This is a genomic window from Leisingera aquaemixtae (genome assembly GCF_019801145.1).
Taxonomy (GTDB): domain Bacteria; phylum Pseudomonadota; class Alphaproteobacteria; order Rhodobacterales; family Rhodobacteraceae; genus Leisingera; species Leisingera aquaemixtae_A.
In genome coordinates this window covers 82,121-102,990 of record NZ_JAHVJQ010000014.1, presented here as the reverse complement: position 1 = coordinate 102,990, position 20,870 = coordinate 82,121, and the positions used below count along the sequence as shown (strand labels likewise).

Sequence of the window (20,870 nt, the reverse complement as noted above, 5' to 3'; positions counted from 1 at the left end):
GCCTGTTCTTTGATGCAGTCAACCCGGAACTGGAAGGCCGGATGCTGAAGGAATTCGAGCGCATCAAGGCCGGGTTCTGATCCCCGCAAGCGGCGGGCCCTGACGCCCGCCGCCCCGCCGTTTTTTCCGCTCGAACCTTTTGCCAACCACTTGCCAATCAATGAGCTACACGTCAGTCGACCGTACTTGTGTTAGCGGCGCAGGGAAGCTCAGAGCCGGCATCACGTTGCTCAACGAACGTTTTAACACTGATTGATACGTTCATCTCTCGCTCAGAATTCCGTAGATTGGCCTGTCCGCCATCAACTTACCTACTTCAGTTGATGACGGACAAATTCTTGGTCAAAGATTTTGTTGCGGCCCACCGGAATGGCCGCAATTCCCTCTGCCATGCAGCGGGAGGAATTCGGCGGTGCAGCGCACCGGCGCGCTGCGAGCGCGCGCAGCAAATTTTGACACTTCCGCTCAGGGCTCACTGCTGACCTCGAATGCGCTGCAGCATCCACGGGCTCCAGATCGCCCGGCTAGGCGCGACCGGCCCATTGCGGACCTTCGCCCTACCTTCACGTTGCTGCAGGCGCAGCCTGCTTTCCGGTCATTCGCCGCACGAGCAAAATCTGGAGATGATCGAACTCGCAGTCTGCCGGACGAAGTGTGAATTCGCAGCTCCTGCGCCTATGGCCGGTTTAGGCGCTTCGCGCTTATGCTGCACATTCGAAAGTAAAAATCTGCCATTCTGCGTCCAGTAGCCGATTTTTTGGAACTGGCGGCAGGTAATTTTCAACCCTTCGTCGCAAGCCAGTGAATTTCCACCTGTACAGAACCTGACTGAACACTAGCTCGTGGTTGAATGTATTCTTCATCTAACAGCAGAAAATGGAGAAGTGAAATGGCATTCTTTAGATTACTTGTATCGTGCGCTCGAGTCGGCGCCGCTCTGCTTGCGTCAGTATCGATGGGATGGGCATGCACCGGGATCATGCTGACAGGAGCAGATGGAAGCATCATTCGCGCAAGAACCGCAGAATGGGGGCCGTTCGACCTCGAAACGAAAATTAATGTTGTCCCTAAGGGCTTCGTTTATAGCGCTGGCGAGATGCCTGACGGAGCGGAAGGAGCGTCTTGGACTGGCCGCTTTGGCGTAGTCGGCATCAGTATGCTGGACCATGGTGCGCCTGCCGACGGGATCAATGAGACCGGTTTGACCGCAGGGCTGTTTTATCTGCCGGGCTTCACGGATTACCAGGAATACTTACCTGAGCTCGCCGGCAATTCCATTCCTGGCGACTTGCTTGCCAGCTATGTCTTGTCAAACTTTGAAACGGTTGATGAGGTGCGGGCCGGTCTTGAGGGCATTCGTGTCGTGGGCGTTGTGGATGAAACGCTCGGCTTTCCGTTTCCCCTTCACATGTTGGTGGCAGACCGCTTGGGCGGGAGGATTGTCGTCGAGTATATTGACGGTGAGCTAACTATCTTTGAGGCTCCGCTTGGTGTTATCACCAATTCCCCGACCTACGACTGGCACATGACGAACCTCAACAACTACGTCAATTTGTCCGCCCTCTCGATTCCCCAGGTTGAGGCCGCCGGGGTGACGTTCGCGCCGCTCGGAGCGGGAAGCGGCATGATCGGCTTGCCAGGAGACTTCACCCCCCCATCACGCTTTGTCCGAGCTGTTGCCTTCTCGCAAACAGCACGAGAAACCGAAGGCGGCTACGATACAGTGCGTGAGGCGTTTCGAATCCTCGACAACTTCAATATTCCCGCTGATGCCGCAGAGGGCGCAGATGACGACGTCCAGTCGGAGGACTTGCTCTTCAGCGCAACCCAAGTCACGACTGCAAGTGACTCGCAAAACCTCACCTATTACTATCACACGATGTACGACCGGACCGTGCATAAGGTCGATCTCAAGCAAATCGACTTCGGAGCCATGGGCGGCGAGATGATCGTCTTCCCGACAAGTGGTGATCGCGAGCCCACAATTGTCGATATGACGCCAACCAATTGAGATTTAATAATCTCGGGCGGCAGAAACGGCAGCCGCCCGAGACACATGTAGCCTCAAAGTAGCCTACGTTGCATGCTTGTCAGGACAATCTTCATCACCGGACGCAGCGCGTACGCCTTGATCAGCGCTCACAAATCAACTGAATCTTTTGGTTGTGTTGGGCCCGACGTCTAAGGTAGACGCCAGGTCCCGCCAAACCGCATCAGGAAGCTTTCGCGTCGCGACGGGTAACTGCCACCACTAAGCAGTTCAATCATGTGCTCTGCAAAGGGCGGCGGGATTGGTCCTGAGCTATCGTTTTGAGCGCAGCATCGCACTTCACTTGATGGCTGAATTTGAGCCTGGTTCTGTTCACAGCGGTGATGCCTGAAAGGCTTCGAACTTACGTTTCAAGTTTTCTGTATCAGCTGCAGTCCAGTTCCTTGGCTGGGTCACAGCAATCCAAGCATCAATGTATTCAGCAGGGATAAAATTATGCCCGTATCCTTGCGAAACAGATGTGGCCATGGGGATATCAAAGGCAACCTGAAGAAAGGTGACCAGCGGGAACCATCGGAAGTATGGAGACACGTCCCGGCCCCGGTATTCCCCCAGCCAGCCCGGCTTTGACATGGCCAACTCAGCTGAGAAGAAGCTCATCGGATCGCTGGCATGCTGCAGGTAGACTATTCGCAATGGTCCCCATTCCGAAAACCCTTGAGGGTCAAATCCGTCCTGGTTCATGAACCTGATCAAAGCACCGTCCCGGTAACGCGGCCGCCATTGGGGGGACCCGCTCTCACGGTTCCGGGTAATAGATGACCAGGTGCGACTGGCGAATGGCGGCCCAGCCCAAACAGCCCCATTGATTGGATCTGCAAGCAGTTCAACAAGATCAGTGGAAGCCTCAGACCCAAGTGCTCCCAAACTCAAACCAAACAGGTACAGGCGCGGCCGCTTGTTCTTTGGCAACGCCTTCCAATGTTCGAAAACCTCTCGAAATAGGGCTCTCGCAGCCTGTCGTGAACGTGTTGGGTCAACCATTAGCGTCAACCAGCTAGGAAGGTAGGAATACTGCATCGACACGATTGCAAGGTCGCCGCTATGCAGAAAAGCCACCGGTTGTATGGCTGCCGGATCCAACCATCCAGTCCCGGTGGGTGTTGCAACTATCAGGACAGACCGGTTGAAGCCCCCAGCACGTGTGAGTTCTGTAACTGCAGCCTTTGCGCGGTCTTCCAGCGTTTCTGCAGTATTCACGCCCGCGTATACACGAATTGGCTGCTTAGCTGGCCGGTTTGTAAATGCTTCGATCTGCTGGCGATCCGGTCCGCTCGTCAGAAACAGCTTTCCATTGCGGCCGATATCTTCCCAATCGATAAGCTGTACAGATGTTTCGAACCCGGAGGGGGGCTCCACACCAGCGTCAACAATCCTGTCGACTTCGGCAAAGGCTTGATCGAGAAACGCCAGCATATTCCGCACGACTAAGCCATCGAAAAGCGAACCGGCAACAACTGCCACAATGATTGCGCCAGCTCCGATAGACACTCTTTTTGGCATCAATCTGGCACTCCACCTAGCCACACGCTTAGCCGACCAAAACAGAGTGCGAGCCAGGAGCATCAAGGCTACCACTGCAACAAGCGCGATGGAGGCCACGCGGAAGGGATAGGCACTGTCGACAGGCTCCATTTCCATCACCAAGCGAATAGAGTTCTGCCACAGGGTGATGCGACTTAGTGTGAACACCACAGCCAGAACAGATGCAGCAAGGGCAATCTGGCACAGGCGGGTTCTCCAAATTCCTCGCACTTGCCGAAACTCTAGAAACTCCCAGAGGAGCCGCAGAAGGTTGCCTATTGAGTAGCCTGCGATAAACGCGACACCTGACAATGTGCCTTGGACTTCCGGAACCCTTGGTAAAAGCGATGGGGTGAGAGATGCGCAGAACAACGCCATCCCCACCAGCACTCCCACAACCGACAGAGACCGTAAAAACACAAAAACCATACCCCGACTCTGAACTTAACCCGCGCACAGGAGTCAAACTAAATCGATGACATAGATTAAATGTGCCGCATCAAGAAAGCCGCGAAGTGAACCTGTGGGGATAGTCTCAAACAAGGGGCGCAGGCGCGTCGCCTCGGATCTGGAACAGGTCGGCGTAGATCTCGGGATTTTCGCCGTTCTGATCGGAGCGGAAGATACGGAGCGCCGCAAGCCTCATCCTGATCAGCCCCACCTGAGTGGTCCGGTTTGATTGCTAGTGCATGACCGGCCTTTGATCCATCAAAACGATGGTTTCCGGCGCGGGTGCAGTACCGTTACCAAGTACATCAGCTTAGCGCAGACAGCCGACGTTGCTGCCTTATACAGCGCACGGCGAGTTCGAGTTCTGTAACTCGGACACAAATCACAGTGCTTCAACCAAATCCAAGGAACCACTGAATTATGAACGCGTTCGCTAAATCGACAAAGAAAGCTGACACCAAAGGCAAAACAATAAATGCCACTGGCGAAGGACCATAGCGTTGTGTGACTGCGGTCATATTTGCAATGGCGGTTGGCGTCGCACCCAAAGAGAACCCAGCGAAACCCGCCGAAATCACTGCTGCAAAGTAGTTTTTTCCCATCATGCGGAAGACAATGAATATGATGAATAAAACGGCCGCGATTGATTGCAAAAGCATGGTGGTTATTAGAACGCCAGCACTGCTGGCGAGCGTCCACAACTCCATACTCATCAGCGACATTGCCAGAAATACTGACAGGCTGAATTCGGAGATCACGTTCATCGCAGGAGTGCCTGCGGGCCATTTGAGCTTAGAAAACAAGGGCGGCAGCAAGTTCGACAGTAAGATGCCGCTCAAGAGGCACGGCACGAAAAGCGGCAGTTTAATCCCTGCTGCCTCAAGTGTTTCGAACACTGAATACCCAATCGCGATGGCGATGTGAATCCAGAGCACGCAATTCATCAGGTCTACATGGGTAACGGTTGAAGGTTGATCGGTGATTGGCTCTGCAACCGTCGCAACTTCTTCTTCTGAGTTCTCGACACTCTTTAGATCGTTCTTTTGGGTGAGAAAACGAGCAATGGGACCACCCAGAACACTGGCCAAAATCAGGCCAACCGTCGCAGTGGCTATTCCTAGCTCCGAAGCCCCGGTGACTTGGTAGTTGCTCTCAATGGTCGGCCCCCATGCGATGGCTGTGCCGTGGCCGCCGATTAAGGATGCGGTACCCAGCAGCACACCTGCTTGTGACGGCATACCGAACAAGAGCGCACCAATCATGCCCACCACATTCTGCACGAGCATAAAGGCTATCGTGAGCCCAAGCATGAATACAAGAAGTGGTCCCCCCTTTAGCAGGTCAGCAAAACGGGCGTTTAGACCAACAGTCGTGAAAAAGTAGACCAACAAAAAATCTCTGGCGCTTAGTTCGTAACTGATCGCCCGACCTGTGCCCAGAACCACAAGCAAAGCCAGAATGGCCGCCAGGAGACCTCCGCTGACTGGCTCTGGGATGCTGTACTTAGACAAGACTGCATAGCGACGGGTCAACCGTGCACCAAGAAAATAGACCAATATCCCAATTGTAACGGCGCCAAAGCTGTCAATTTCTATCGGATCAAGCATTTCCATGGTGTCTTGTGTCGCTGTCCAAGCAAGTGAATTTCTGTCAGTTACGTTGGGATCGGTTTTATCTAAGTTTTGAGCTTGAAGAGTTAGATCAGATATCCTTTTTTGATTTTGCTCGGAGGTATCCCAGACCACCTCTTGAATGCGTGCGCGAAGTTTACTGATTACCGATGTTACATGCGTTGCGGGGCAGATAACGCAAGTTTTTTCTTCGGCGGCAGCATTTTCCCGCTCTGCTTCCCGTTGGCCTGGAAAAAATACTGCGGTAGAGGCCGACGTATGCTTTGACGTGTGGCGTCGAAGCGTTAAGCCTCGCCCCATTGCAGAAAGAGGATAGGTTTGCAACTGGCGCCAACTGCGCTTCGCTACCCCTGGTGTGGAGCGCAGCATCAGTCGGGACCGCCTCCCCATACTAGATGGCTGCTTTCGGGAAAACGACCCTAATGCTTCGCACTTGCCGCGAAATGCGCGCTGCACCTGGTACGAGTGTTACGAAGAGCCGCGAGCAGCCAAGTGCGCTTGCAGCATCCAGGGCATGGGGCGATGGCTGCAATGGGCTCAGAGCCGACTTGCGGCGATGCGGCAGCTGGGTTGCAGCGAAACCTCACCGGAACCCTCCCGACAGATGGCACAAGCAGCCCGAAGCCGACCTCCGGCCGCTGCATGGCCGCGAAGAGTACGCATGCAGGTCGGGCGGGAAGCAGCCGTTCGCTGCGCCAAACATGAATGTCCAGATTACGGAAAATGTGCGCAACGCCCGTCTGTGAATGTACGGCGCCTTGGTATTGGCGGCGTTCGTCGACAACTGGGTGATCCAAGGGGTCATTCACGCAGACAGTTTCCGGATCAGAGCAATTGTTGACTGGTCCTTGCCCTCAGATGAGGCGCCCTTGATCATTGGCACCAGGGCGCTGGCCAGTTCCTTGCCCAATTCCACTCCCCATTGATCAAAGGAATTGATCCCCCAAATGGCGCCTTCAACGAACACCCGATGTTCATACAGCGCGATGATCTGGCCGAGGGAGTACGGCGTCAGCAGCGGATAGGCCAGCGTCATCGAAGGGCGGCTGCCTGGAAAGGTCCGGTATGCCGCTTGGACGCGCTGCTCGTCACCGGTATAGCCAAGCGCTGCAGCAATCTCCAAAGCCTGCTCCAAGGAGCGGCCAAGCATCAGCGCTTCAGATTGGGCCAGGCAATTCGCCTTCAGCAAATCATGATGTTCCCGCAGACTGGGTTCATGACTGCACGAAGCCACCAGAAACTCGGCGGGGATAATTTCGGTTCCCTGGTGCAACAGCTGATAAAACGCATGCTGCCCGTTGGTTCCCGCTTCGCCCCAAACAACGGGTCCAGAGCCGCGTACCAACTGGTCTCCGCCGTTTGAAACACGCTTGCCGTTGCTCTCCATGTCAAGCTGCTGAAGGTAGGCGGGCAATTTGGCCAGACGCTGGTCATAAGGCAGGATTGCACGTGTCGGATGGCGGCAGATGTTTCGGTGCCAAATCCCTACGAGCCCCATAAGCAAGGGCATGTTTTCCTGCGCGGGAGCGGTCACGAAATGTGTATCCATCGCCCGGGCACCCGCCAGAAAGTTGCGAAACTCCGCTGGACCGATGGCCAGCATGATCGGAAGGCCCACTGGCCCCCAAAGCGAGTAGCGGCCGCCAACCCAATCGGAAAAGCCAAAAACACGCTCTGGGCTGATCCCCATGCCGGCGGTCTTGTCCAGTGCAGTGGACACGGCAGCCAGATGTGAAGCCGCATCGTCCCCCAGCGCATTCTTCAGCCAGCGGATCGCCGTTTCGGCATTGGTCATCGTCTCAATCGTGGTGAAGGTCTTTGACGCAATGATGACCAGCGTCGAGCGGGGATCGAGCTGGCGCAGCGTGTCGGAGATCTGGGCGCCGTCGACGTTGGAGACGAAGTGGCAGCGCGGTCCGTTGTGATACGGGCCAAGTGCCCGGACAGCCATAACAGGCCCGAGGTCGGAGCCGCCGATGCCGATATTCACGACATCGGTGAATGCCCCGCCCCCTGCGGTTGCGATGCGGCCCGAGCGGATGCCGTCGGCAAAATCCTCCATCGTTTGCAGGGTTTTCCTTATCCCCCGACGCACGTCCTCGCCATCAACCACCAACGGCTCTTCATCTCCGGCGCGCAGGGCAGTATGAAGCACCGCCCGGTCTTCGGACCGGTTGATCCGCTCGCCGCGGAACATGGCATCGCGCTGGCCGGCAACGTCCCGCACCGCGGCCAGTTCCAGCAGCAGACCAAGCGCCGCACCGTCGATGCTGGTTTTTGAGAAGTCCAGCAGCAGCCCGTCTGCTTCAACCGAAAACCTGTTAAAGCGCTGCGGGTCGTCGAACAGGGAAATGATCGGCCGCCCTTCTGCCGCGCTGTGGTTCTCCTGCAGCTTGGTCCAGATATCCATCATGCGTTTCCCCCCAGTTGCGCGGCCTGTCTGGCCAGCAATTCAATCCCGTCCCAGTTCCCGGCCGCAATCAGATCCTTCGGCGCGACCCAGCTGCCACCCGCACACAGCACGTTGCCGAGGGACAAATAGCTTCCAGCGTTTGCGGGACTGATGCCGCCGGTGGGACAAAAAGTGATCTGCGGCAGCGGTGCGCCAATGGCTTTCAAGGCCGGGGCGCCTCCTGACGCCTCCGCAGGAAAAAACTTAAGCATGTCGTAGCCGCGCGCCAGCAGCCGCATGGCCTCGGTCGCGGTTGCAGCGCCCGGCAGCAGCGGCAGCTGTTCCGCCTCGCAGGCAGCCAGAAGCTCATCGGTCGCACCGGGCGAAACCCCGAAGGCTGCTCCGGCGGCCTTGACGGCGCGGACATCCTCCGGCGTGATCAGCGTGCCAGCGCCGACATGGCCGCCCGGAACCTGGGACATCACGCGGATCGCCTCCAGCGCGTCTGGGGTGCGCAGGGTGACTTCCAGGGCGGGGAGCCCTCCCGCGACCAGCGCTTCGGCCAGCGGGCGGGCCGTGGAGGCATCTTCAATAACCAGCACCGGCACTATCGGGGCGAGGCCGCAGAACTCGCGGGTCAGCTGGCAGGCATCTTTGGGTGATAAGGTCATGGATCAGGCTCCGAAAATGGAGGCGCCGTCCGTTGCGGCGCTAACAGAGTTTCTGAAGGCTGCGAACAGCTCGCGGCCGGTCCCGGACTGATTGGCGGTCAGGTTCGCAACCGCCGCCGGGCGCTCGCAGACACCTTCGGTCAGGATATCGAGTGTTCCGGCTGTGGCATCCACACGCAGGAGGTCCCCGTCCTGCAGGCGGGCAATTGCGCCGCCGTCGACGGCTTCGGGGCTGACATGGATCGCGGCGGGCACCTTTCCAGAGGCGCCTGACATGCGGCCATCGGTGACCAGGGCAACCTTCTGGCCGCGGCCTTGCAGGATCGCCAGCAGCGGCGTCAGGCTGTGCAGCTCAGGCATGCCGTTGGCCTTTGGCCCCTGGAAGCGCACGACCACGATCACATCCCCGGTGAATTCACCGGCTTTGAAGGCGACTTTGACCTCATTCTGATCAGCAAAGACACGCACTGGCGCCTCGACAACCTGATGTTCAGGCGCCACGGCAGAGACTTTCATGACCGCGGTACCAAGGTTGCCGGTCAAGCGCTTGAGGCCGCCGGTCGGCTGGAACGGGTCGTGCGGCGGGCGCAGGATGGCCTCGTTCAGACTGCGGCCCGCACCCTTGCGCCAGGCCAGAACGCCATCGTCCAGCACAGGCTCCTGAGTGTAATTCTCCAGCCCCTCGCCTGCCACGGTCATGGTGTCCGGATGCAGCTGCCCGGCTTCCAGCAAGCGGCCGATCATGTAACCAAGGCCGCCTGCGGCATGGAAATGGTTCACATCCGCAAGCCCGTTGGGATAGACCCGTGCCAATAGCGGGGTGACTTCGGAGAGATCCGAGAAATCTTGCCAGTCGAGCACGATCCCGCCCGCACGTGCCATGGCCACCAGGTGGATTAGAAGGTTGGTCGAACCGCCTGTGGCATTCAGCCCGACGATGCCGTTCACAAAGGCCCTTTCATCAAGAATGCTGCAGACTGGCGTGTAGTGGTTGCCAAGCGCACTGAATGACAAGGCGCGTTTGGCACCTTCCTGGGTCAGGGCATCGCGCAGCGCGGTGTCCGGCGGCACGAAGCTGGCGCCTGGCAGGTGCAGCCCCATGAATTCCATCAGCATTTGGTTGGTGTTGGCTGTGCCGTAAAAGGTGCAGGTGCCCGGCCCGTGATAGGCGGCCATCTCAGCAGCCAGCAGCGTATCCCGGTCAACTTCACCCGCTGCAAATTGCTGGCGGACTTTGGCCTTTTCGTCATTGGCCAATCCGCTGGCCATGGGCCCCGCGGGCAGGAAGACAGTGGGAAGATGGCCAAAGGCCTGGGCGGCAATGACCAGCCCGGGCACGATCTTGTCGCAGACCCCCAGATAGACGGCGGCGTCGAATGTCGCGTGGCTGAGCGCAACCGAGGCTGCCAGCGCGATCACATCGCGGGAAAACAGGCTCAGCTCCATGCCCGCCTCCCCCTGGGTGACGCCATCGCACATGGCAGGCACCCCGCCCGCCACCTGCGCGGTGCCGCCCGCCTCGCGGGCTGCCTGCTTGATCAGGGCCGGGTAATATTCAAAGGGCTGATGGGCCGAAAGCATGTCGTTGTAGGCGGTGACGATGCCGAGGTTGCCTGCTTTGCGCTCGACCAGTTGCGCCTTGTCGCCACCGGAAGCGGCATAGGCATGAGCCTGGCCGCTGCAGGACAGATGGGCGCGGGCCGGGCCCTTTTCCGCGGCCCGGTGCATTCGGTCCAGATAGGCGGCTCGAGTGGTTTCGCTGCGGGCAATGATCCGATCGGTCACGCGCAGAAGAGTGTCATTGAGCTGGCTCATTGGTGCGTTCCCTTGGGAAAACAGATTGGCGGGACGTTACAGAAGAGGTGAGGTTTGGCCGGGGCGAGGCTGGTGCAATCCTGATGCATTGCTCAGCCCCCGATCTCGCGCCACCGCCGGCCCTCGCGGTGCAGCAGCATTAGGGCGTCCTCGGGGCCAGACCCTCCCGGATCGTACGGAGACGGGGTAGGCCCGGCGTCCTCCCAGGCGGCAATGATGGGATCCGCCCAAGCCCAGGCTGCCTCGACCTCATCGCCTCGCATGAACAGGGTCTGGTCGCCGCGGATCACGTCCATGATCAGACGTTCATAGGCATCTTGGTGTTCAGCGCGTTCCCCCAGAGCCTCGGCAAAGGTCATGTCCAGGGACACTTCCGCGAGGCGGAAACCACCCGGACCCGGCTCCTTGATCGTGTTGCGCAGGGTGATGCCTTCATCCGGCTGCAGGCGAATAATCATTGCGTTGCTGCGCCGCCCGACCATGTCCGGAAATATCATGTGCGGCGGGTCGCGGAACACCACCGCAATTTCGGAACAGCGCGCCCGCAGCTTTTTGCCCGTGCGCAGGTAGAACGGCGTGCCCGCCCACCGCCAGTTACCGATATTCACTTTCATGGCGATGAAGCTTTCGGTGCTGCTGTGCGGGTTGCCGGCATGGTCGCGGTAGCTGCCCGCGCTGCCTTGGGCGCGGTACTGGCCGCGCACGATGTCCGATGGCGCCACCGGTTCCAGCGCCTCGATCACTTTGACCTTCTCATCGCGCACCGCGTCGGAGGTAAAGCGCGACGGCGGCTCCATCGCGGTCAGGCACAAGAGCTGCATCAGGTGGTTCTGCACCATGTCCCGCATCGCACCGGAGCGGTCGTAATATTCGCCGCGCCCCTCGACGCCGAGGCTTTCGGCCACGGTGATTTGGACATGGTCCACATGGGTGGAGTTCCACAAAGGCTCCCACAGGGCGTTGGCAAAGCGCAGCGCCATCAGGTTCTGCACGGTTTCTTTGCCCAGATAGTGGTCGATCCGGTAGATCTGATGCTCGTCGAAGTTGCGGCGCAGATCCGCATTCAAATCCCGCGCCGACGCCAGATCGTGACCGAAGGGCTTTTCCACCACAACCCGGCTGTTCGCCGATGCGATGCCCCGGCTTTTCAGATTGGCTGCGATGGGGCCGAACAGCGCTGGCGAGACGGAGAGGTAGAATGCCTGTACCACATCCGGCCTGATCGCCTGCGCCAGAGTGTCCCAACCGTCCTCGCCTCCGGCATCGACACGAACGTACTCCAGGCTGGCCAGGAACTTTTCCAGCAGTGCTGACCGTTTGGCCGCCTGCGGCGCAAATTCCAGCAGGCTGGCATGCACCGCCTCGATGAACTCCGCCCGGTTCATCGCTGAGCGGGCAGTGCCGATGATGCGTGCCCCCTCCGGCATCTGCCCCACCGCAAACCGGTGAAATAGGCCAGGCAGGATTTTGCGGCGTGCAAGATCGCCGGTGGCACCGAACAGGACCAGGTCAAAAGGATCGACGGGGATGACACGGGACACCATCAGCTTAGCCGACCCGCTTGAAGGGCGCCCCGGCCCGCGGCTTGCGGCCAATGGCGGCGAACTGGATGGTCATGGCGTTTTCTCCTGACGGCCTTGCTGCGGGTCATAGTTTGAAACTTCGGCGGTAGCGCTAACATTTCTTAGCGGAAAAGAGGACAAGAAAGTGCGCATTTACAGTTCTCCGGCCCAGGGCGGATTGGCGCCGGAGCGGGACACCGTAACGGCGGCCACTTTTGCGCCATGCGCCATTGCCTGCTGCAGAACGTCAGGCGGCAATGCGGCCAGCTCCGGTTTTGTCAGCCGGCCAAGCTCGGACAGTTTGGCGAGAACACCCGCATTGAAGGTGTCGCCGGCTCCGACGGTGTCGGAAATTCTGGCCCGAACAGCAGGCACATGCACTTCGCCGCCGTTCGCAAGATACCCGGTTGCACCTTCGCCGCCGCGGGTCAGGATCAGCACCGACGGCCCCCGTTCCAGCAGGATGGACACTTTCTCGCTCAGCGACAGCGGGTCCGGCAGCAGCCAGTTCAGATCCTCGTCGGACACTTTCACGATATCCGCCTGCGCCACCATGCGGTCCAGCCGGGCGCGGTACCTGGCGATGTCCTTGATGAACCTGGGGCGGATGTTCGGGTCAATCATCACTGCGCGATCCGTGGCTTCGCGGTCCAGCAGCGCGGCATAGGCATCGGCGCAAGGCTCAGAGGCCAGGCTGATCCCGCCAAAAAACAGGGCCGAGACCTCCTGAGGAAGCTTTGGCATATCCCCAGGCATCAGCATGCGCCCGGCTGAGTTCTCGTCGAAGAAGCAATAGGTGGCATGGCCATCCACCAGGCGTACAAAGGCCAGCGTGGTGGGGCGGCCGGACTGGATCACCAGCGAAGTGTCAACATGACTGGCCTTCAGCGACTCGGCCAGCTGCCGCCCGAACATGTCGGTAGACAGGCCGGTCAGCATCCCGGCCCGCACCCCAAGCCGCCCCAACGCAATTGCTGTATTGAACACCGCCCCTCCGGGATGAGGCACAAACCCGTCCGGTCCGTCCGCAGTTGGCGCGGGGATCATGTCAATCAGGGCTTCTCCACTGCATAGGATCATGTTTCCAAGCCCCCCTTGGCCTGCTCATGCCCGGTATAGGCGCGTAAAGCAGCTTCGCATCCTTCCGACCAGATCAGGCTAAGCCAGCGCGAAAACTCCACAGCGAACCATTGGTTGCCGGCCAGATCACCGTAGATATCATGCTGCTCGAGCCAGGCTTGCGGACGCAGCCTTGCGGCCATTGCAGCCTCAGCCAGCGCGTCCCAATAGGGGTCGTTGGCCTCAATCCCGGTGCTGTCCTCCCGGGTGCCTGCACACATGCGCGCCCAAAGCGCCTCGACGAGGCTCAGGCCTGCGATCGGGCCGCCTGCTGCCAGTGCATCCCGCAGAATGGGATGGACAAATCCCGGGTGCCGGGAGGAGCCGTCAAAGGCTACCCGCCGGACCGTGTCGCGGATGGCGGCGTTGGAAAACCGCCGCTCGATCAGTTCGGCATAGTCTTGCGGGTTCATTCCCGGAACCGCTGCAACGTAAGGGGCAATCTCCTCTAGCTGGACCTTTTGGAACAGCGCGGCAATCAGCGGATGCTCCATGCAATCGGCGATGGTCTCCATCGACAGCATCTCTCCGGCATTGGCCAAAACCTGGTGGCCCGCATTCAAAATGCGGATTTTCATCACCTCGTAGTCATGCACGGAGGGTGTGAACACTGCCCCGGCCTCATCCCAGTCGGGCCGGCCCGCACAGAAGCCATCCTCGATCACCCATTGGCGGTAGTTTTCATGGGTGACGGGGGCGGCATCTTCGATGCCCAGCTCACGGGCAAGGGCGATTTCGACGGGACCGGTTGCGGGCACAATGCAGTCGACCATCGAATTCGGGAAACTGCAGGTCTGATCGATCCAATCCGCCAGCTCCGGGTTGGTGAGCCTTGCCAGCGAGACCACCGCCTGCCGGGTGGCGTTGCCATTGCCGCGCAGGTTGTCGCAGCTTTGAACGGTAAATGGGCCGGCTCCGGCATCGCGCCTGGTTTTCAGCGCAGCTGCAATGGCTCCGAAAACAGTGCAGGGACGGGTTGGATTCTCCACGTCATGACGAATGTCGGGGTGCCGCACATCCAGCCCGCCGGTTGCCGGGTCCAAGAAATAACCGCCTTCGGTCACGGTCAGCGACACGATACGAATTGCGGGATCGGCCATGGCGCGGATCAGCGAGCCGTTCCCGTCTTCTATGGGCAGGTAATCGATCATCGATCCGGTGATCTCGGCCGAAACGCTGCCAGGCGCCAGTTCAATCAGGGTGGTCAGACAATCCTGCGCCAGCAGTTTCTGCCGCATCGCGGCATCATACGGGCGTACCCCGGCACCGATGATGGCCCAATCCTTTGCCAGGCCCTTCTGCATCAGCCGGTGCAGATACCAGGCCTGGTGGGCGCGGTGGAAATTGCCGAGGCCGATGTGGATGATCCCCGGCTTCAGTGAGGCGCGGTCGTATCCGGGACCTGCAACACCTTCGGGCAGATCCTTCAGCGCCTCCTGGCTCAGTTTAACCGGAGTAAGTTGTGCTGTTTCGCGTTCCATCAGCTCATCCATTGCCCACCGTCCACATTGTAGGTTTGGGCGACGACGTAACTGGCCTCGTCAGAAGCCAGAAAAACGGCCATGCCGGTGAGATCGTCCGCCCGCCCCATGCGCCCATAGGGCACCGCCTGCGCCACCTCTTGCTTCTTCTGACCCGGCGCCTTGCCCTCATATTTTGCAAAGAGCGCATCGACGCCGTCCCAGTGCTCACCCTCCACCACGCCGGGAGAGATGGCGTTCACGTTGATCCCGTGCCGGATCAGATTGAGGCCGGCGGATTGGGTTAGGCTGATGATGGCGGCCTTGGTGGCGCAATAGACGGCAACCAGTGGTTCTCCGCGCCGGCCAGCCTGGCTGGCCATGTTGATGATCGTGCCGCCCTCGCCGCGTTCAATCATGTGCCGCGCCACTGCCTGCAGGGTGAACAGAGTTCCGGCGACATTGACCGCAAAGGTGCGCTCATAGTCTTGGCGCGTGATTTCACTAACCGGAGCCGCGGTGAAGACGGCCGCGTTGTTGATCAGGATGTCAATCCGGCCCAGCTCTGAGACCGTTTCGGCAACGGCCTGTTCGATACTGGTCTGATCGGTGACATCCAGCCGGACGGCAATCGACCCGCCACCCAGTTCCTCAGCCGCTGTCTGCGCGCCGTCGAAATCAATATCAGCAATAGCCACACGGGCCCCTTCACGGACATAAGCCTCCGCGAAGGCGCGGCCGATCCCGCGGGCGCTGCCGGTGATCAGCGCTGTTTTGCCTGCCAGCCGTTTCATGCGATCCGCAGCCCTTCTGCGTCGAATTTGTGAATCACATCGGCGCGCGGGGTCATGAAGATGCGGTCCCCGTGGCGGAACCCGACTTCGCCGTCAGCGCGCACGGTGATGGTTTCTGCCAGACCGGTGCCGTGGACGTGAAAGAATGTGTCCGAGCCCAGATGTTCTGAGACGCTGACCACACCCGACCAGGTGCCTGCCTCGCCGGACACCTCGATATGCTCGGGACGGATGCCAATGGTGTGGGCGCCGTGTTTAGCGGCTTCTTTGCCCTCGATGAAGTTCATCTTGGGTGAGCCGATGAAGCCGGCCACGAACTTATTACGCGGAGTGTGATAAAGCTCGAGCGGCGAGCCGACCTGTTCGATCACACCTGCCTGCAGCACTACGATCTTGTCGGCCATGGTCATGGCTTCGACCTGGTCATGGGTCACGTAGATCATCGTGGTTTCCAGCCGTTCATGCAGTTCGGAGATCTCCAGCCGCATTCCAACGCGCAGGGCCGCATCAAGGTTCGACAGCGGCTCGTCGAAGAGAAAGGCCGAAGGTTCCCTCACGATGGCGCGCCCGATGGCCACCCGCTGGCGCTGCCCGCCAGACAGCTGGCCGGGACGGCGGTCCAGGTAATCGGTGAGGTTCAGCGCATTGGCGGCGGCTTCGATGCGGCGGTTCTGTTCCTCGACCGGGACTTTGGCCATCTTCATCGGGAAAGCGATGTTCTTGCGCACCGACATATGCGGATAGAGCGCGTAGGACTGAAACACCATCGCCAGGCCGCGCTTGGCGGGCGGAACATGGGTGGCGTCCTGCTTGTCGATGCGGATCTGGCCGGAGGTCACGTCTTCCAGCCCGGCGATCAGCCGCAGCAAGGTGGACTTGCCGCATCCAGAAGGGCCAACGAAGACCGTGAATTCGCCGTCGTCGATAGTCAGATCCAGCGGGGGGATAACTTGCACGTCGCCAAAGCTTTTGGAGACTTTGTCCAGAGTGATGCGTCCCATTTTGATGTCTCCTTATTTCACAGCGCCGAAGGTCAGGCCGCTGACAAGTTGCTTCTGGCTGAACCAGCCGAGGATCAGGATCGGGGCAATGGCCATGGTGGAGGCCGCGCTCAGCTTGGCGTAGAACAGACCTTCAGGGCTGGAATAGCTGGCGATGAAGGCGGTGAGCGGTGCTGCCTTGGCCGCAGTCAGGTTGAGCGTCCAGAAGGCTTCGTTCCAGGCCAGGATCACATTCAGCAGCAGCGTCGAGGCGATGCCGGGAATGGCCATTGGCGTCAGGATATACAGCACCTCTTCGCGCAGGGTGGCACCATCCATCCGTGCCGCTTCGAGGATCTCCCCGGGGATTTCCTTGAAGTAGGTGTAGAGCATCCAGACGATGATCGGCAGGTTGATCAGCATCAGCACGATCACGAGACCAATCTTGGTGTCCAGCAAGCCCAGTTTGATGAACAGCAGGTAGATCGGGTAAAGAACGCCAACTGCTGGCAGCATCTTGGTGGACAGCATCCACAACAGGATGTCTTTGGTCCGCTTCGAGGGCACAAAGGCCATCGACCAGGCGGCAGGCACCGCGATGATGATACCCAGGATGGTGGAGCCCCCGGCGATGATGATCGAATTCCACAGGAACCGGCCATAGTCGGAGCGCTCCTGCACCACCGAGTAGTTCTCCAGCGTCCAGTCAAAGAACAGGAAGACCGGCGGGTCGCTGATAGCTTGGGCTTCGGTCTTGAAGCTGGTCAGGATGGTCCAGAGGATCGGGAAGAAGATCAAGAGGCCCACACCCCATGCCAGGGCAGTATTCAGGGCTTTGCGTTGCGATGTGATTGCACGTGCCATGAGGGCCTCCTTACGCGTCCAGGTTCTTACCGACGATGCGCATCAGGAAGATGGCAACGATGTTGGCGAGGATGATGGCGTAGACCCCTCCGGCGGAACCCAGCCCGATGTTCTGGCTTTCCAGCACCCGCTGAAAGATCAGATAAGTCAGTGTTTTGGTGCCAAAGGCGCCCTGGGTGGTGACAAAGATTTCTGCGAAGATCGAAAGCAGGAAGATCGTCTGGATCAGCACCACCACGGTGATGGCGCGCGACAGGTGCGGCAGGGTGATGTAGGCAAAGCGCTTCACCGGCGGCGCACCATCCATTTCCGCGGCCTCCAGCTGTTCGCTGTCCAGCGACTGGATGGCGGTTAGCAGGATCAGAGTCGCAAAGGGCAGCCACTGCCAGCTGACGATCAGGATGATCGACTGCGTCGACGCCTCGGTCAGCCAGACCAGCGGCTCGGCGCCAAAGGCCCGCCACACATGCGCCAGCAGACCGTTGACCGGGTCCATGAACATATTCTTCCAGACCAGCGCCGATACGGTGGGCATCACGAAGAAGGGCGCGATCACCAGGATGCGGACGACACCGCGGCCCCACATCGGCTGGTTCAGCAGGATCGCCAGCAGCACCCCCAGGACCACGGTAATCGCCAGAACACCGCCGACGATAACCAGTGTCGCCTGTACACTGGGCCAGAAGGCGCTGGAGGAAACGAAGCGGACGTAGTTGTCAAAGCCGACCCAGCCCAGATCGCCGCCCCGCAGCGGCAGGAACTTCTTGAACGAGAAATAGAGCGTCATCGTCAGTGGTACGAGCATCCAGCCCAGAAGCAGGATCACGGCCGGCGCCATCATCAGCCGGGCTGCGGTGCGGGCGTGTTTCGTGCCGCTCTGGTGGTCCGCCGCAGCGGGCTGGCTTGCCGGCTCGGGTGCGGGCGGGGCCATCGTCAGCCGGTCCGCGGGTTGGGAGTGTTGCGTTGCCATTTGGTGTACCTCCTCCGTTGACGGCACGCGGGCCGCCTTGGACGATTATGCGCTCTGGGGGATCGCTGGGGCCAGAGGGCGGCGGCTTGGCCGCCCCCGGGTGTCCGTGCGGGAGATCAGTAGCCTGCGGCTTCCATCTCGTCAGTGGTCAGTGCCTGAGCCTTGGCCAGGGCTTCATCGACGCTTTGCTGACCAGCCAGCGCAGCTGCAAATTCCTGGCCGACCTGGCCTGCGATGCCGGCAAATTCGGGGATCGCTGCGAACTGGATGCCGACATAGGGAACCGGGTCTACCGTCGGATTGGTGGGATCGGCCGACAGGATGCTTTCCAGCGTCATCCGGGCAAATGGCACGTCCTTGTAGTTGGGGTCTTCATACAGAGAGGTGCGCGCACCTGGCGGCACGTTGGCCCAGCCTTCTTTCGCGGCCACCAGCTCAATGTACTCCTTGGAGGTGGCCCACTGGATGAACTCCTTGGCAGCATCCGTTTTCTGGGTGCCTGCAGGGATACCCAACGCCCAAGCCCAGAGCCAGTTGCCGCGTTTGCCCTTGCCGGTGTCCGGCGCCAGCGCAAAGCCGACCTTGTCGGCGACTGTCGAGTCGTTGGGGTTGGTCACGAAGGACGCCGCCACGGTGGCGTCGATCCACATGCCGCATTTGCCCTGCTGGAAAAGCGACAGGTTCTCATTGAAGCCGTTGTTCGACGCGCCCGGAGGGCCGGCGTCGTTCATCAGGTTCACATAGAACTCCAGGGTTTCCTTCCACTCCGGCTGATCAAACTGGGCTTGCCAGTTCTCGTCGAACCAACGCGCACCAAAGGCGTTGGCGGTGGCGGTCAAAAAGGCCATGTTCTCGCCCCAGCCGGCCTTGCCCCGCAGGCAGATGCCATAGATCCCGTTGTCCTTGTCGGTCATGGCGCGGGCGGCCTCGGCTACGAACTCCCAGGTCGGGGCGTCTGGCATCTCAAGGCCCGCCTTCTCCATCAGGTCGGTCCGGTACATGATCATGGAGCTTTCGCCATAAAACGGGGCCGCATAGAGCGTGCCATCGACGCTCAGGCCGCCGCGCATGGCCGGCAGGATATCATCGGCGTCATAATCGGCAGGCAAGTCATCCAGCGGCACCAGCCAGCCGTTCTTGCCCCAGATCGGGGTTTCGTACATGCCGATGGTCATGATGTCGAACTGGCCGCCCTTGGTGGTGATGTCGGTGGTCACACGCTGGCGCAGCACGTTTTCCTCCAGCGTCACCCATTCGACGTCGTGGCCGGTCTTGGCGGTGAAATCGTCTGTCAGGCCCTGCATCCGGATCATGTCGCCGTTGTTTACGGTGGCGATGGTGATGGTCTCGGCAGAGGCACTGCCTGCTGCGATCAGTGAAATGGCCGTTGCCGCACCCAATGCGTACTTAGCAAACATCCTCTACCTCCCTGTTGAGATGTCGCCTCCAAGATTACCGGCGCCGGTGTGCTGGCGTCAATTTATTTTTTACGCGCGTAAAGTTTAAGGTGCTTGCCCGAGAAATCAGCAGCTTAGGCGGACCCCCGCATGACCAGCCGGCCATCAAACAGGGTTTCCTCCCGCGAATCAGCCGGTTTTTCCGCCTCAATAAGGTTCATCAGTGTTTCGGCACTTTTCCGGGCGATGGCTTCGTAATCCTGCGAGACCGTCGTCAATGTCGGGCAAGTGTAGCGGGAGAACGGGTGGTCATCATGCCCGGCTACCCGCATGGTGCAGTCTGTGCCCAGACCAACCCTTATCCCAGCCTCATAGGCCGCCGACAGGAAGCCGATAGCAAGGCGGTCATTGCTGCACAGGATCGTATCGGTTGGCAGGTTCCTGTCACGGACCACCCGAGTTCCTTCCCGAAAGCCGATCTCTTCAAATTCCCAGCCTTCACCGGCGGCCTGGATCAAATGCGGTGTGTGGTTCAGCCGTTCCATGGCGGCGAGATAGGCGTGGCGCCGTTTGTAGGCGTTAGGGTTCGAGGGCTCCTTCATCTCAAAGAATGCCGGTGGTTCGCCTGTCCTGCATAGGTAGTCCACAATAAGATCAATGCTTTGATCATTGTTTGAACCCACAAATGCCAGGCCCGCGGAGCCTACATTGGCGTCAAACAACACCGTCGGAACCTCTTCGCAAAAGGCGGCAATGCGCGCCTGATCCGATGCCCGCCCCAAGGGGGCCAGCAGAACACCAGCCGGTTTGAGCAGCCGCAGATTCTCGAGGTTTTCGATCTCCTGATCTGGGCTGCCGTGGGAGCCCAGCAGGACCGGCCGGTACCCGGTGCTCAGAATGTGCTCTTCAATATTTCGGGCGATTTCCGCAAAGAAGGGGTCAGCCAGATAGGGAACGATGATTCCGATGTTCTTGGTCAAACGGCGGTTCTGATTGATTGCATAGAGGTTGGGCCGGTAATCGTAGCGGTCGAGCGCAGCTTCGATGCGCTGCCTGGTCGAGGCCCTTACGCTGGACGGGTCGTTGAAGAATTTCGACAGCGTCGGACGGGAAATGCCGCTGACCGCCGCGAATTCCTCCATGTTCCGTATCTTTTTGTCATCCATGAAGGGGTCCGCTTTGTCTGCACTG

Annotated in this window: 16 protein-coding genes; 2 read left to right on the top strand and 14 right to left on the bottom strand. The window is 59.7% G+C overall.

Annotation, left to right across the window (positions count from 1 at the left end; all coding sequences use genetic code 11):
• The first annotated feature begins 979 nt into the window (after positions 1 to 979).
• Positions 980 to 2,011: a linear amide C-N hydrolase gene (locus KUW17_RS21760; RefSeq protein ID WP_222482409.1), complete on the top strand. Its 1,032-nt coding sequence runs from the start codon at positions 980 to 982 to the stop codon at positions 2,009 to 2,011.
• Positions 2,012 to 2,362: 351 nt separating this feature from the next.
• Here KUW17_RS21760 and KUW17_RS21755 read toward each other — a convergent pair whose 3' ends face one another.
• Entirely contained in the window at positions 2,363 to 4,003 is a 1,641-nt protein-coding gene (locus KUW17_RS21755; RefSeq protein WP_222482408.1) for an alpha/beta hydrolase, read from the bottom strand.
• 94 nt (positions 4,004 to 4,097) lie between these two features.
• Between KUW17_RS21755 and KUW17_RS23545 the strand changes: the two genes are divergently transcribed.
• On the top strand, positions 4,098 to 4,253 hold the full coding sequence (locus tag KUW17_RS23545; protein ID WP_222482407.1) for an HAD hydrolase-like protein: 156 nt from the start codon (positions 4,098 to 4,100) through the stop codon (positions 4,251 to 4,253).
• A gap of 163 nt (positions 4,254 to 4,416) precedes the next feature.
• Here the strand turns inward: KUW17_RS23545 and gltS are convergent, their stop codons facing one another.
• The 13 genes from gltS to KUW17_RS21685 form a co-directional block, all read right to left on the bottom strand.
• Positions 4,417 to 6,024 carry a sodium/glutamate symporter gene (gltS, locus tag KUW17_RS21745; RefSeq protein ID WP_315899417.1) on the bottom strand — a complete coding sequence of 536 codons (1,608 nt, stop codon included), beginning with the start codon at positions 6,022 to 6,024 and terminating at the stop codon, positions 4,417 to 4,419.
• A 436-nt stretch (positions 6,025 to 6,460) separates the two neighbouring features.
• On the bottom strand, positions 6,461 to 8,068 hold the full coding sequence (gene pgi / locus KUW17_RS21740) for a glucose-6-phosphate isomerase (RefSeq protein ID WP_222482406.1): 1,608 nt from the start codon (positions 8,066 to 8,068) through the stop codon (positions 6,461 to 6,463).
• Positions 8,065 to 8,718: a bifunctional 4-hydroxy-2-oxoglutarate aldolase/2-dehydro-3-deoxy-phosphogluconate aldolase gene (eda, locus tag KUW17_RS21735; RefSeq protein WP_222482405.1), complete on the bottom strand. Its 654-nt coding sequence runs from the start codon at positions 8,716 to 8,718 to the stop codon at positions 8,065 to 8,067. The genes pgi and eda overlap by 4 nt, the downstream gene beginning before the upstream one ends.
• A 3-nt stretch (positions 8,719 to 8,721) precedes the next feature.
• Positions 8,722 to 10,533 carry a phosphogluconate dehydratase gene (edd, locus tag KUW17_RS21730; RefSeq protein ID WP_222482404.1) on the bottom strand — a complete coding sequence of 604 codons (1,812 nt, stop codon included), beginning with the start codon at positions 10,531 to 10,533 and terminating at the stop codon, positions 8,722 to 8,724.
• A gap of 92 nt (positions 10,534 to 10,625) precedes the next feature.
• Positions 10,626 to 12,077, bottom strand: coding sequence for a glucose-6-phosphate dehydrogenase (gene zwf / locus KUW17_RS21725; RefSeq protein ID WP_222482403.1), 1,452 nt, complete (start codon positions 12,075 to 12,077; stop codon positions 10,626 to 10,628).
• 171 nt (positions 12,078 to 12,248) lie between these two features.
• On the bottom strand, positions 12,249 to 13,175 hold the full coding sequence (locus KUW17_RS21720; protein ID WP_222482402.1) for a carbohydrate kinase family protein: 927 nt from the start codon (positions 13,173 to 13,175) through the stop codon (positions 12,249 to 12,251).
• Complete coding sequence (locus KUW17_RS21715; RefSeq protein WP_261397346.1) at positions 13,172 to 14,695, bottom strand: mannitol dehydrogenase family protein; 1,524 nt, start codon at positions 14,693 to 14,695, stop codon at positions 13,172 to 13,174. The genes KUW17_RS21720 and KUW17_RS21715 overlap by 4 nt, the downstream gene beginning before the upstream one ends.
• On the bottom strand, positions 14,695 to 15,468 hold the full coding sequence (locus KUW17_RS21710; protein ID WP_222482400.1) for an L-iditol 2-dehydrogenase: 774 nt from the start codon (positions 15,466 to 15,468) through the stop codon (positions 14,695 to 14,697). The genes KUW17_RS21715 and KUW17_RS21710 overlap by 1 nt, the downstream gene beginning before the upstream one ends.
• Positions 15,465 to 16,469, bottom strand: a complete 1,005-nt coding sequence (locus tag KUW17_RS21705; RefSeq protein ID WP_222482399.1) for an ABC transporter ATP-binding protein — start codon at positions 16,467 to 16,469, stop codon at positions 15,465 to 15,467. The genes KUW17_RS21710 and KUW17_RS21705 overlap by 4 nt, the downstream gene beginning before the upstream one ends.
• Before the next feature lie 12 nt (positions 16,470 to 16,481).
• Positions 16,482 to 17,312 (bottom strand): carbohydrate ABC transporter permease, encoded by an 831-nt coding sequence (locus KUW17_RS21700; RefSeq protein ID WP_222482398.1) that lies wholly within the window; start codon positions 17,310 to 17,312, stop codon positions 16,482 to 16,484.
• A gap of 10 nt (positions 17,313 to 17,322) precedes the next feature.
• The gene (locus tag KUW17_RS21695; protein ID WP_222482410.1) at positions 17,323 to 18,153 is read right to left on the bottom strand and encodes a carbohydrate ABC transporter permease; all 831 of its coding nucleotides are present in this window, start codon (positions 18,151 to 18,153) and stop codon (positions 17,323 to 17,325) included.
• Positions 18,154 to 18,398: 245 nt separating this feature from the next.
• A complete protein-coding gene (locus KUW17_RS21690) occupies positions 18,399 to 19,700 on the bottom strand; it encodes an ABC transporter substrate-binding protein (protein ID WP_222482397.1) in 1,302 nt (433 codons plus the stop codon).
• Between the two features lie 113 nt (positions 19,701 to 19,813).
• Complete coding sequence (locus KUW17_RS21685) at positions 19,814 to 20,845, bottom strand: LacI family DNA-binding transcriptional regulator (RefSeq protein ID WP_027256042.1); 1,032 nt, start codon at positions 20,843 to 20,845, stop codon at positions 19,814 to 19,816.
• Positions 20,846 to 20,870 lie beyond the last annotated feature (25 nt).